Here is a 12,396-nt window from a genome sequence, read left to right as displayed (position 1 = left end):
GCGTACTTGGCGTACTTGGTGTGTTTGGTGTTGGTTGTGCAGGCGTTTCCGGATTTACCGCACTTTGTGAATCGGCAAGTACCCAGTTATTTCCTTCTTTCGTTAAGAAATATTGATACGCACCTAAATCCACACGATTATTCGGATTTGTCAAACTGAATGCACCATTCCCACCTTTGGTTTCAACTAACGTGAGTTTGCGATTGGCAACATTTGCCCCTTGGTTGGTAACACCAATTTTATGGTTACCTTCAGCAGAGCCTTGCACAATGATTTTATCGCCTTTATTTTCAGCAATATTGGTGTTGAGGTTAAATGTGCCGGAACCGGTGAGGTTGTTAAAAATAGTCAGTGTTTGGAAATTATCGTTTTTTTCTAAGGTGACGACACCATTGTTTAAGTCGAGGTTGGTTACACTTGGGGTGATGGTAACGGTTGTGTTATCTTCATCCTCAAAGGATAATGAATTAGTTGTCCAAGAGGAATGATCAAGATTGAGCGATATTGTGCTTTCTTCATCATTGTCCACAGCGATTAATCCGTTTAATGTACTGCTATTCTTTGCTGTGAGACTGTGATGTTCGTTTAATTTTACTGTATGACCATTTTCTAAATATTTATCAGAACCTGCTAACAAGAATATTGGGGCTTGTAAACTTGAATTATCGACTGTAATCGCCAATTTTCCCACAGTATCGTTTTGCACATCCCATCGCACATCAAGTAATTCAAAATGGCTATTGATCTTAGAATTGGTAATCTTTACAACAGAATTTGAATTATTCGAGGCATCATAAATGATAGGACTGGCTTCATTTGTTGCGGTTAATGTCACATTTTCTAAATTAGCCGTACTGTTTTCTTCTAACGAAATACCATCATTGGCTATACCATTTAGTGAAATTTGAACATTTTTGGCATTTAAGGTTGAATTTATTAAACGAAATGCTTCAAGGGTATTTCTGTTTGATGTCGTTGTATATTTCCCACCATTAATATTGACGGTTGAGTTAGTCATTTCGATACCAATGCTGCTCCCTCGAGTCGGATTACTCGCCGACAGCTCAACATTGTTTAATGTCGCACTAGCATCTTTAACTCTTATACCGCTCCATTCATCGCCTGAAATGGAGATTTTTGAATGATTGATAGAGACATCTTGACTATTCGTTACATTGATTTTGGTGAGGTAATATTCCTTTTGTAGTGGCTGGGTTATCACACAATTGTTTAATGTTGCGCCATTTTGATTGTTTATTGAAACACCCGTTGCAGTGTTACACTGCACCTCGGCTGCCCAAGCCTGATTCGCTAGCCCTAATGCCGCAGCAATCAAACTTATCTTAAAAGTGCGGTTAAATTTTTCATTGTTTTTCATTTTTGATTTCTCGTTCGGATAATAAAAAAGCCGGTTTGTAAAAACAAATCGGCTTAAATTTTATTCAATTAATGATTAACCCGCAACTGCGATACGTTTCATATCCGTCATATAACCACGTAATTCTTGACCGATTAATTCTACCGGGTGATTACGGATTGCATCGTTTACATCGCGTAAAGTGATGTTGTCGATTTCCACGGTTGGAGTCGGTTCGCCCAAGTCGCCTTTTTGAAGATTTGGGATAATTTCGTTGGCTAGAATTGGGGTTGCTACGTTAGAGAATAAGTAGTTACCGTATTCAGCCGTGTCAGAAATCACCACATTCATTTCATACAAGCGTTTACGTGCGATTGTATTGGCGATTAACGGTAATTCGTGAAGTGATTCATAATAAGCGGATTCTTCATAAATACCGCTTGCCACCATCGCATCAAAGGCAAGCTCAACACCGGCTTTCACCATTGCGATCATTAATACGCCGTTGTCGAAGTATTCTTGCTCGCTGATTTTGCCATCATATTTCGGTGCATTTTCAAAAGCGGTTTTACCGGTTGCTTCACGCCACGCGAATAAATCTTTATCGCCGTTTGCCCAGTCAGCCATCATCGTTTCAGAAAAATGACCGCTGATGATGTCATCCATATGTTTGAAATATAAGAAACCTAATTTTTCTTTGATTTGTTCGGAAAGCTCGAATGCACGTAATTTCGCACTATTTGATAAGCGATCCATCATTAATGTGATACCGCCTTGTTTTAGGGCTTCGGTGATGGTTTCCCAACCGTATTGGATTAATTTCCCTGCATAAGCCGGATCTTTACCGTCTGCCACCAATTTGTCATAACACACGATAGAACCTGCCTGTAACATACCGCAAAGGATGGTTTGCTCACCCATCAAGTCGGATTTTACTTCTGCAACAAAGGAAGATTCTAATACGCCGGCACGATGACCACCGGTTGCCGCCGCCCACGCTTTTGCAATTTCCATTCCCTCGCCTTTCGGGTCATTTTCAGGGTGAACCGCAATAAGTGTCGGCACACCAAAACCACGTTTATATTCTTCACGTACTTCTGTACCCGGGCATTTTGGCGCAACCATTACCACCGTAATATCCGGACGAATTTGCTCGCCCACTTCAACAATATTGAACCCGTGAGAATAGCCGAATGCGGAATCTTTTTTCATTAATGGCATTACATCCGCCACAACTTTTGAGTGTTGTTTATCCGGTGTTAAGTTAATCACTAAATCGGCAGTTGGGATTAATTCTTCATAAGTGCCTACTTTGAAACCGTTTTCTGTTGCACGTTGGAATGAGGCACGTTTTTCGGCAATGGCTTGCGGACGCAATGCATAGCTAATGTCCAAGCCTGAATCACGCATATTTAAACCTTGGTTTAAACCTTGCGCACCACAGCCCACAATCACGATTTTTTTCCCTTTTAAGAAGTTAGCTTCATCGGCAAATTCTTCGCGATCCATAAAACGACAGCGACCTAATTGATCTAATTTTTGACGTAAATTCAATGTGTTGAAATAGTTAGCCATATTTTTTCCTTTGTGTAAGGGTGAATAATTGTATGATGTTGTGTTTGCATATTTTTTGTTGTGTGGGGGGATTATAGCGTTTTGTGTGATTGCGTAAAGTGATATTATTGATATTTATTGTTGCGTATTTTGCAATTATGATTGTTTTTTTGTTTAATTTACTTTCGTATTTCGTTCGATGAACGACTTACTTTCTTTTTCTTGTACAAAAGAAAGTAAGCAAAGAAAAGTACACCCTGCTTTTCCTTCTTTCCTTTGTTCCATTGAATTTGTTTGACGGAAATTTTCTGAACTCGCTATGCTCAAACAGACGAAAATTTCCTACAAATTCAATTCTACAAAGGCGGAAAAGAAGGGAAGCTGAAGGTGCATTATTTGGAAAGTGCGGTTGATTTTAAGGTTATTCTTTCGCTAAAACTATCCCCAAATCAACCGCACTTTTTAAATAACGCTCTCGTAAAACTGGGCCTCATATAAATTGCCTTTGCGACTTTCAATTTTTAGGCATTTTAGTCTGTTTGAGCCACAAAGTAGCGAGTTCAGAAAATTGCCGTAAAGAAAATTGAAATAAAGCAAAGATCAGCAATTTAATTGGAGTGTGTTTTCTTTGCCTACTTTCTTTTACACAAGTAAAAGAAAGTAGGTCATTATAGGAATAATGATGAATTTTCAAGATCTTTACCTTTTTATCAAACTGGCAGAAACCCAAAACTTTGCGAAAACTGCCACCCAAAACCATATGTCACCCTCAACACTTTCCCGCCAAGTACAAAGGATGGAGGAAGAAATAGGGCATTCTCTTTTTATTCGTGATAATCGCCAAGTGCGATTAACGGAACAGGGGGAAACGTTTTATCAATTCGCCAAAAATGAATGGCAAAATTGGCAACAATTTAAGCAACAACTTAAAAATGAATCGGATGTATTAAGTGGTGAGCTTAAATTGTTCTGTTCCGTCACTGCTTCTTATAGCCATTTGCCGCAAATATTGAAAGCATTTCGTCAGCGTTATCCAAAAGTAGAAATTCAGCTGACTACAGGCGATCCCGCTTTGGCGGTGGAGTTGATTCAAACCCAACAGGTGGATCTTGCCATTGCCGGAAAGCCCAATCATCTGCCGGCAAGTGTTGCCTTTCACAAAATTGATGATATTACCCTCTCACTGATTGCACCCCGAGTTGCCTGTTTGGCAACGCAACTATTGCAGGAAAAACCGATTAATTGGCAGCAAATGCCTTTTATCTTTCCTGTGGAAGGACACGCACGGCAACGGATTGAACAATGGTTGCGGGAAAAAAAGATTAAACATCCCAAAATTTATGCCACCGTTGCCGGACACGAAGGCATTGTGCCAATGGTCGGGTTAGGCTTTGGACTGGCAATGTTGCCCGATGAGGTGATCAACAATAGCCCGATGAATAATCAAATTTCCCGTTTAAATTTGGATGTGCCGATTGAACCCTTTGAATTGGGCGTTTGCACGCAGAAAAGAAATTTAGAGCACCCCTTAATCCGTGCATTTTGGGCGATGTTGGAATAGAATGACGCCTAATTTTATTAGGGGGTTCTTATGTTCAAAGGCATTCTTGTTTCATTACTCGCCTCTTTTTTGTTTGGCTATATGTACTATTTTTCTACGCTGCTTAAACCTCTGAGTGGCACGGATATTTTCGGCTATCGAATGATTTTTACTTTCCCATTCGTTGTACTTGCCGTTTTTTTGTTTAAACAAAAACAAGCGTTGCTTATTCGCCTAAAACACCTCAAAAAACAACCGCACTTCGCCCTTTCTTATGTACTTTGCGGGGCATTAATGGGGTTTCAAATGTGGCTTTTTCTTTGGGCGCCGAACAACGGCAGTTCCCTTAGCGTTTCTTTTGGTTATTTGCTCTTGCCCATTGTGATGGTGGCAGCCGGTCGGCTCATTTTTAAAGAACGTATTTCCACGTTTAAATTTATCGCCGTCATCATTGCGGCGATTGGCGTGATTTCAAATATTGTTATTAAAGGCGGATTATCTTGGGAAGCCATTGTGATTTGCGTGGGATATACTTCTTATTTTTCTATCCGAAAAGCGTTGAAAAATACCGATCTTGCTTCCTTCTGCCTCGAAATGTTGAGTTTAATTCCAATAAGTATTTATTTCGCCTTGCAAACGGATTTTGGGTTGGTGGAACAAAGCAATCCGAACATTTGGGAATTGCTCGTCTTACTTGGGCTAATTAGCGGCACGGCATTAATTGCCTATGTCATCGCCAGTAATATGTTACCGATGAATTTGCTTGGGCTGTTGGGTTATGTCGAAACCATTATGATGGTATTTGTTTCATTTTTTATTGGTGAAAAAATTGAGGCGGAAAGCTATCCGCTTTTTATTTGTTTAGTGTTGGCGATGAGCCTTGTGATTATTGACGGCGTGTACAAACAGCACGCCAAAGGAGCTTTATAATGTCATTTAAAGAAATTACACCACAACAAGCTTGGGAAATGGTGCAACAGGGGGCAATACTCGCCGATGTGCGTGATGCCGGGCGTTATGCCTATTCTCACCCCAAGGGGGCATTTCATTTAACCAATCAAAGTTTTTTACAATTTGAAGAAAAGGTAGATTTTGACTCTCCGATTATTATCAGTTGTTATCACGGTGTCAGTAGTCGCAGCGTAGCAACATTCTTGGCAGAGCAAGGCTATGAAAATTTATATAGCGTGATTGGTGGTTTTGACGGTTGGATGCGGGCGGAATTGCCGATTGAGACGGCATATTAGTTTTTGTTGAATACTGTTTTTAGGAGAAAAGTGCAGTTATTTTTTTGTGGGTGGTATTGTTGTAGCAAACGTACAAAGAAAAAATGACGAAATGAGTAGAGACGCGCCTCGGTGTCTTTCATATTAACCTACTGAAATTATTTGAATTTTGACCGGGATGCCAATCAGACATCCCGACTTTTTCTAAAAAATCCGTTATGGTGCAAGCATTGCATAATATCGGTTTTTTGCTATTAAGCGACTGCTTTTAATAATTCCTCTGCGGCCAAAATACCAAGATTATTAGAGGCAAGAGGACTATCGCCCGTGAGTAATTTACGATCTTTATTCACTTGACCGGTAATGCCTTCGTTTAACACTTTCACGCCTAAGTTTTCCAAACGTTCGGCAAGTAGCCATTGTAAATGTCCCGGAATATATCCAATATCAACGTTTGCACCTTCATCTAATGCATCAGGAAAAACGCAAATTTCATAACCTTTAAACGGATAATCTTCCGCTTTTTCACCCACACCGGCAGCCAATAATGCGGCAGGGCCGTGGCATAGGGTAATCACATACTTATCTTTTTCCAATGCCCAATTTAATACCGCTTTCATATCGCTACTGAAAGGTAAACCGTGTAATGCAGCCTGTCCGCCGGGAATTAATACCGAGGTAAGGGGAATCTTCCGCAGTAATTTGCGGCAAAATATCGGCTAATTTGTGAGGATTTTTAAATTTAGGCAAGTAAAGATTGTAAAAATCCGTCACTGCTTTATCTTCTGTTGGCATTGCCCACATTTCAAATTTCACCGAATTGCCCGATAAAGTCGCCACTTCAATGTCAAAACCGGTGTGATGAATGTGTAGCATTGGCAATAATGTTTCAACCGGGTGATTGCCCGTTGAAAATAATTTACCGTTTTTCATTTCAAGATAACGCTCATCCGAGGCAACCATTAATACTTTATATTTTCCGCCGGTATAAGGTTTGTCGAATTTAAACCCATCAAAATCAGTAACTTTTGCCACATATTGGCTTAAAGAATATGCCGATGGAAAAAATACATTATGTTCTGCACGATCTGCGACAGGGCTTTTTAAATCAGTCATTTTTGCTCCTATGAATTGGTTGTAATGATTTAAGGCGGGGCGAATTATACGTTGATTTTTGGTTTTTTAAATAGATAAAATGGGAATAATCTATTCTTAAAAAAGGAATAATAATGAATAAACTCGATGCGTTACGGTATTTTTGTTCTGCTTGTGAAACCCTAAATTTTCGCGAAACGGCACAACGATTGGCGGTTTCACCGCAGGTGGTTACCCGAATGATTGCCGATCTTGAAGCCTTACTCGGTGAGAGTTTGTTTAAACGCAATACACGTAATATTAAACTCACTGAATTTGGTGAACAGTTTTTACCCAAAGCCGCACAATATCTTGCCGAAGGCGATCGTTTATTCGCCTCCTCTAAATTAAATGATAAAGCAATGCAAGGGGTTGTGCGTATTACCTTACCGCCAATGCCTTATAATGATGAAATTTTGTTTGAATTATTGACCGCACTTTCTCCTTATCCGGACATTGTGATTGATTGGCAGGTGGGGATTGATAAGCTCAAAACGGTAGAAGATCAGGTGGATATTGGATTGCGTATTTGCCTTGAACCCGAACCGGATTGGATCGCCCAACCAATTTGTACGTTTACAGAAAAAATTGTGGCATCACCACAATTAATTGAACGCTTAGGCTTACCAAAGGATTTGGCGGATCTCGCCCAAAATTATCCATTGAGCGGGTTGATTCACCCTAAGTTTAAACGAATCTGGCAATGGCAAATTAACGCACAACAATGTTTTCTGCCAAACCGCACCTTGTTTTTAACCTCGGATATGACAGCCGAACTGCAATCGGCACTTGCCGGCAGAACCTGTTCTTATTTAATCAATAGTCTTTGCGATCCCTATCTTAAACAAGGCAAATTAGTGGAATTATTTCCCGAAATGGAAAAGCAAAAATGGCAGCTTTATTTGTATCGCCCTTATCAAACCGTTGTGGCAGAACGTGTGGTGTGGGTTTATAACAAATTAAAAGAAATTTTATTAAAGCAAGTAATGTAAAGATGGCTAGGATTACCCCAGCCATTTCAATTATTATTGTTTATCGACAATTTCTTTTAGCATTGTGTAGGATTGATGTTGTTTTTGCTCATCAAAAATATAGCTTACCGCCATTATTTCATCAAAATGAACTTTTTGGCGGAGCTGTTTTAACTGAAATGCCACGGTTTTCGGATCACCAATTAAAGAACAGGCTGTCATTTGTTCTACAATAGCCCGTTCTTGGTTATAAAGAGGAATATCTTCAAAATCAACAGGCCCAAAATGTGGTTTGCTTTGGGCTTTAATTTGGGCTTTCCATACCTCGTTATCGGAACTTAATGGCGGTTGTAAATTTTGCTGTGCATTGGTGACAACATTTAAGAAAAATTGTGTTTGTGTGGTAGCAAGTTGCCGTGCTTCTTTATCACGCTTTGCCACAATTGCATTCACGCCCAAAATCACATAGGGGGCGGCAAGGTGTTGGGAAGGTTTGAAGTTTTTACGATAAATATCTACTGCCATTTCCATCATTCGCGGGGCAAAGTGAGAGGCAAAAGCATAGGGTAATCCTAATTCAGCCGCCAAATAGGCACTTTCAGTACTTGAACCCAAAATATAAAGTGGCACGTTTAAGCCTGCCGAAGGGTAAGCCGAAACCGGATTGCAATCTTCAAAATAACCGCGTAGCTCGGCAATTTCAGCCGGAAAATCAAGGCTGTTTTGCCTACGTCGTAATGCTGTGGCGGTTTGCATATCCGTACCGGGCGCGCGCCCTAAGCCGAGTTCTACCCGATTGGGATAAAGCGTTTCCAAAGTGCCATATTGTTCTGCCACTATATATGGACTGTGGTTGGGCAACATTACACCGCCTGATCCTACGCGTAATGTTTGGGTATTTGCCAGTGTGTGTTGAATCAAGAGTGCGGTGGCAGAACTCACCAAATTTTTCATATTATGATGTTCCGCAATCCAATAACGCTCAATACCAATTTGCTCAGAATGTTTTGCAAGGGAAATCATTGAATCGACTGCTTGTGCATAAGTTTGCCCTTCCCGAACCGGAACGAGATTTAAAATTGAAAGTTTCATTTTGCACTCCATACATTTTTTAACGGTTGGCATTATAAAAGCCCCCTCTCGAATCAAAATGAATAAAATAGGAATAGACTGTTCTGAAAAAACGAATAATCAATATGATTTACGTTAAATAAAGAGGAAAGCTACAATAAAATTTTTGTATCTGACCCATAATGTTGCAAAATAATGCCAAATTGAGAGCTATCTTAGAAAAATGATTGTATTTAATAATATTTCCCTAAAACGTGGGCAAACGGAATTGCTGGAAAATGCTACGGCAACCATTAATCCGAAACAAAAAGTGGGCTTGGTGGGGAAGAATGGTTGTGGTAAATCTTCTCTGTTCGCTTTATTGAAAAAAGAACTTCAACCTGAAGGGGGCGAGGTTACGTATCCGTCAAACTGGGCGGTGTCGTGGGTGAATCAAGAAACGCCGGCATTGGATATTCCCGCATTGGATTATGTGATTCAAGGGGATCGTGAATATTGCCGCTTGCAGTCGGAATTGGCACGTGCGAATGAACGCAATGACGGCAATGCCATTGCCCATATTCACGATAAACTTGATGCCATTAATGCGTGGACGATTCAATCCCGTGCGGAAACTTTGTTGCACGGTTTGGGGTTTACACAGGCGGAAACCACACACGCCGTAAAATCTTTTTCCGGTGGGTGGCGAATGCGGTTGAATTTGGCACAGGCATTGCTTTGTCCTTCGGATTTATTATTGCTTGATGAACCGACTAACCACTTGGATTTAGATGCCGTGATTTGGTTGGAACGTTGGTTGGTGAATTATCAAGGCACATTGGTGTTGATTTCTCACGACCGTGATTTTCTCGATCCGATTGTGAATAAAATTTTGCATATTGAACACCAGAAATTAAATGAATATACGGGGGATTATTCCTCCTTTGAAGTGCAACGGGCGACTAAATTGGCACAGCAAGCGGCGATGTATCGCCAACAACAGCAAAAAATCGCCCATTTGCAAAGCTATATTGATCGTTTTAAAGCCAAGGCAACCAAGGCAAAACAGGCACAAAGTCGTGTAAAAGCGTTGGAACGTATGGAACTGATCGCACCCGCTTATGCGGATAATCCGTTCACCTTTGCTTTTCGTCCTCCCGCTTCTTTGCCAAATCCTTTAGTGATGATTGAGCAGGCAAGTGCAGGTTATGGCAGCGGTGAAAGTGCGGTTGAAATTTTAAGTAAAATTAAACTAAATCTTGTGCCGGGGTCGCGAATCGGTTTATTGGGAAAAAACGGTGCGGGGAAATCAACTCTCATTAAACTTTTAGCCGGAGAATTGACCGCACTTTCCGGCACGGTTCAATTGGCGAAAGGGGTTCAACTCGGCTATTTTGCCCAACATCAGCTCGATACCTTACGTGCGGATGAATCCGCATTATGGCATATGCAAAAACTGGCACCGGAACAAATAGAACAGCAAGTGCGTGATTATCTTGGCAGTTTTGCTTTTCACGGCGATAAAGTTAATCAACCTGTCGCCTCGTTTTCCGGGGGAGAAAAAGCCCGTTTGGTTTTAGCCTTGATTGTGTGGCAACGCCCAAATTTACTGTTGTTGGACGAACCGACCAACCATTTGGATTTGGATATGCGCCAAGCCTTAACGGAGGCGTTGGTGGATTATGAGGGATCATTGGTGGTGGTATCGCACGATCGCCATTTGCTCCGCAACACAGTGGAAGAATTTTACTTGGTACACGATAAACAGGTAGAAGAATTTAAAGGCGATTTGGAGGATTATCAGAAATGGCTGATGGAACAAAATAGCCGGTCTTCCACCAAATCGGCGGAGGAAAGTACAGTTGTTGAAAACGCTCATTCCGGACAACATCGTAAAGAACAAAAACGCCGTGAGGCGGAATTACGCCAACAAACCGCGCCATTGCGTAAAAAAATCACACAGCTTGAAGATAAGATGAATCAATTTTCCGAAACCCTTGCAACAATTGAAAACAAATTGGCGGATTTCGATCTTTATCTGGCAGAAAATAAAGAAAAATTGACCGCACTTTTGGCACAGCAGGTGGAAACCAAAAAAGCCTTGGAAGAGGTGGAAACGGAATGGATGCTGTCACAAGAGGCGTTAGAAGAAATCTTGAACGCTTAACTTGAAAAAAATGCAACTTGTGCATACAATGGGCAAGAAAGAGAGCGGAGTGATCCGCTCTCTTGGTTGGCTTGCTACCTAACGATAGTGGTGTCCGCGGTTAGCAACAGGATAATGATTAAGATTAGAATTAATCTAAAACATTTCATTCACAATCACCTCCTTAGATCGGTAAGATTTGGGAGGATATAGCTAACCTGAGTGCCAGTCGGGAAAGCTATACACCCGACCAACTGGAACAAATAGTATCATAGAAACCGCCTTCCGGCGGTTTTTTTATAACAACCGATTATATCAATATAAAAATGAGCCAATCCCTTTTTCAGCATACAAAACAAGAAGAATATTGCCCGCAATGTGGTTCGATTTTGCAAATGAAACAAGGTAAAAAAGGACTGTTTTGGGGGTGTAGTAGTTATCCACAATGTGATTATTTGAAACCTTTACAACGTGTGGAAACGAAGGTGTTGAAAGAATTGGAGGAAATCTGTCCCCGGTGCGGATCCGCATTACAATTAAAACAAGGGGCATTCGGAATGTTTATTGGTTGTCGTGCTTATCCCGAATGTGATTTTATTGTCCACGAAGAACAAAAAACGGAAACGCCAATTCCTTGTCCGGAATGTCAAAACGGGCATTTGGTGCCACGCCGTGGGCGGCAGGGCAAAACCTTTTATGGCTGCGATCATTTTCCCCATTGTAAATTTTCCCTTTCGGCAAAACCTGATGAAACCTCTTGCCCTCAATGCCATTTTCCGCTTGCTTTACTAAAAAGTGAAAATGAGCAGGTTAAAATAATGCAATGTGCGAAAAAAACGTGCCGTCATATTTTTGAGATTTCCCAATGAAGTTACAACAGATTACCGCTATTTTGCAGCAAAATCAGGTGATTGCTTATCCCACTGAAGCCGTATTTGGTTTGGGTTGCAATCCATTTAGCGAAAGTGCGGTCAAAAAATTGCTTGATTTAAAACAACGCCCCATAGAAAAAGGCTTGATTTTGGTCGCACCAAGTTTGCGTTATTTTGACGCTTTTATTGATTTTTCCCGATTGAATACAAGTCATCTTGATTTATTAAAAGGCGAATATGACCACCCGATAACTTGGGTTGTGCCGGCAAAATCGGATATGCCAAATTTTCTAACCGGAAAATTTGAGGGCATTGCGGTGCGTTTGAGCCATCACCCCTCCATTAAAGCACTTTGTGAAGCAACAGGTTTTGCCCTCACATCCACCAGTGCCAATTTAACGGGGAAGTCGCCGTGCAGAACGGCGGACGAAGTGCGGTCACAATTTGGCGGGGATTTTCCCGTTTTGGATGAGGCAGTTGGCGGGGCAAAAAATCCGTCCGAAATCCGTGATTTGCTGACTAACCAACTATTTAGACAAGGATAAT

12 protein-coding genes are annotated in these 12,396 nt (G+C 41.0%); 7 read left to right on the top strand and 5 right to left on the bottom strand.

Annotated features, from left to right (window positions below; genetic code table 11):
• Together BKL49_RS08355 and ilvC are read right to left on the bottom strand one after the other, a co-directional pair.
• The coding region (locus BKL49_RS08355; RefSeq protein ID WP_143530832.1) for a pertactin-like passenger domain-containing protein at window positions 1-1,378 on the bottom strand (1,378 nt) is incomplete at its 3' end.
• A gap of 75 nt (window positions 1,379-1,453) precedes the next feature.
• Entirely contained in the window at window positions 1,454-2,932 is a 1,479-nt protein-coding gene (ilvC, locus tag BKL49_RS08350; protein WP_077424420.1) for a ketol-acid reductoisomerase, read from the bottom strand.
• Between the two features lie 661 nt (window positions 2,933-3,593).
• On the opposite strand from ilvC, the gene ilvY reads away from it, so the two are divergent.
• The 3 genes from ilvY to glpE are packed head-to-tail and all read left to right on the top strand — an operon-like array spanning window position 3,594 to window position 5,698.
• Window positions 3,594-4,472, top strand: coding sequence for an HTH-type transcriptional activator IlvY (gene ilvY, locus BKL49_RS08335; RefSeq protein WP_077424417.1), 879 nt, complete (start codon window positions 3,594-3,596; stop codon window positions 4,470-4,472).
• A 30-nt stretch (window positions 4,473-4,502) separates the two neighbouring features.
• Window positions 4,503-5,381, top strand: coding sequence for an EamA family transporter RarD (gene rarD, locus BKL49_RS08330; RefSeq protein WP_077424415.1), 879 nt, complete (start codon window positions 4,503-4,505; stop codon window positions 5,379-5,381).
• Entirely contained in the window at window positions 5,381-5,698 is a 318-nt protein-coding gene (glpE, locus tag BKL49_RS08325; RefSeq protein ID WP_077424413.1) for a thiosulfate sulfurtransferase GlpE, read from the top strand. Before rarD ends, glpE begins: the two co-directional genes overlap by 1 nt.
• A gap of 233 nt (window positions 5,699-5,931) precedes the next feature.
• Here glpE and BKL49_RS12705 read toward each other — a convergent pair whose 3' ends face one another.
• Together BKL49_RS12705 and BKL49_RS12700 are read right to left on the bottom strand one after the other, a co-directional pair.
• A complete protein-coding gene (locus tag BKL49_RS12705) occupies window positions 5,932-6,297 on the bottom strand; it encodes a type 1 glutamine amidotransferase family protein (RefSeq protein ID WP_244151979.1) in 366 nt (121 codons plus the stop codon).
• 4 nt (window positions 6,298-6,301) lie between these two features.
• Window positions 6,302-6,793, bottom strand: coding sequence for a type 1 glutamine amidotransferase family protein (locus BKL49_RS12700; RefSeq protein WP_244151978.1), 492 nt, complete (start codon window positions 6,791-6,793; stop codon window positions 6,302-6,304).
• Window positions 6,794-6,906: 113 nt separating this feature from the next.
• Between BKL49_RS12700 and BKL49_RS08315 the strand changes: the two genes are divergently transcribed.
• On the top strand, window positions 6,907-7,803 hold the full coding sequence (locus BKL49_RS08315; protein WP_077424411.1) for a LysR family transcriptional regulator: 897 nt from the start codon (window positions 6,907-6,909) through the stop codon (window positions 7,801-7,803).
• A 33-nt stretch (window positions 7,804-7,836) separates the two neighbouring features.
• On the opposite strand, the gene BKL49_RS08310 is transcribed toward BKL49_RS08315, so the two are convergent.
• Window positions 7,837-8,874, bottom strand: coding sequence for an LLM class flavin-dependent oxidoreductase (locus BKL49_RS08310; protein ID WP_077424409.1), 1,038 nt, complete (start codon window positions 8,872-8,874; stop codon window positions 7,837-7,839).
• A 202-nt stretch (window positions 8,875-9,076) separates the two neighbouring features.
• On the opposite strand from BKL49_RS08310, the gene BKL49_RS08305 reads away from it, so the two are divergent.
• From BKL49_RS08305 to tsaC, 3 genes are all read left to right on the top strand, one after another.
• Window positions 9,077-10,999, top strand: a complete 1,923-nt coding sequence (locus BKL49_RS08305) for an ABC transporter ATP-binding protein (protein WP_077424407.1) — start codon at window positions 9,077-9,079, stop codon at window positions 10,997-10,999.
• A gap of 305 nt (window positions 11,000-11,304) precedes the next feature.
• Window positions 11,305-11,847 carry a DNA topoisomerase family protein gene (locus BKL49_RS08300; protein WP_077424405.1) on the top strand — a complete coding sequence of 181 codons (543 nt, stop codon included), beginning with the start codon at window positions 11,305-11,307 and terminating at the stop codon, window positions 11,845-11,847.
• Window positions 11,844-12,395, top strand: coding sequence for an L-threonylcarbamoyladenylate synthase type 1 TsaC (gene tsaC / locus BKL49_RS08295; RefSeq protein WP_077424403.1), 552 nt, complete (start codon window positions 11,844-11,846; stop codon window positions 12,393-12,395). The genes BKL49_RS08300 and tsaC overlap by 4 nt, the downstream gene beginning before the upstream one ends.
• Window position 12,396 lies beyond the last annotated feature (1 nt).

The organism is Rodentibacter myodis, assembly GCF_001999305.1.
Taxonomy (GTDB): domain Bacteria; phylum Pseudomonadota; class Gammaproteobacteria; order Enterobacterales; family Pasteurellaceae; genus Rodentibacter; species Rodentibacter myodis.
Note: the sequence above shows the minus strand (reverse complement) of the source record. Positions and strands in the feature narration are given on the sequence as shown.

What these genes read in the sequence shown, in the direction of transcription:
- BKL49_RS08300 (WP_077424405.1), top strand. Translation starts at nt 11,305, where the DNA reads ATGAGCCAATCCCTTTTTCAGCATACAAAACAAGAAGAATATTGCCCG.
- BKL49_RS12705 (WP_244151979.1), bottom strand. Translation starts at nt 6,297, where the DNA reads ATGAAAGCGGTATTAAATTGGGCATTGGAAAAAGATAAGTATGTGATT.
- BKL49_RS12700 (WP_244151978.1), bottom strand. Translation starts at nt 6,793, where the DNA reads ATGACTGATTTAAAAAGCCCTGTCGCAGATCGTGCAGAACATAATGTA.
- glpE (WP_077424413.1), top strand. Translation starts at nt 5,381, where the DNA reads ATGTCATTTAAAGAAATTACACCACAACAAGCTTGGGAAATGGTGCAA.
- ilvY (WP_077424417.1), top strand. Translation starts at nt 3,594, where the DNA reads ATGAATTTTCAAGATCTTTACCTTTTTATCAAACTGGCAGAAACCCAA.
- ilvC (WP_077424420.1), bottom strand. Translation starts at nt 2,932, where the DNA reads ATGGCTAACTATTTCAACACATTGAATTTACGTCAAAAATTAGATCAA.
- BKL49_RS08310 (WP_077424409.1), bottom strand. Translation starts at nt 8,874, where the DNA reads ATGAAACTTTCAATTTTAAATCTCGTTCCGGTTCGGGAAGGGCAAACT.
- rarD (WP_077424415.1), top strand. Translation starts at nt 4,503, where the DNA reads ATGTTCAAAGGCATTCTTGTTTCATTACTCGCCTCTTTTTTGTTTGGC.
- tsaC (WP_077424403.1), top strand. Translation starts at nt 11,844, where the DNA reads ATGAAGTTACAACAGATTACCGCTATTTTGCAGCAAAATCAGGTGATT.
- BKL49_RS08315 (WP_077424411.1), top strand. Translation starts at nt 6,907, where the DNA reads ATGAATAAACTCGATGCGTTACGGTATTTTTGTTCTGCTTGTGAAACC.
- BKL49_RS08305 (WP_077424407.1), top strand. Translation starts at nt 9,077, where the DNA reads ATGATTGTATTTAATAATATTTCCCTAAAACGTGGGCAAACGGAATTG.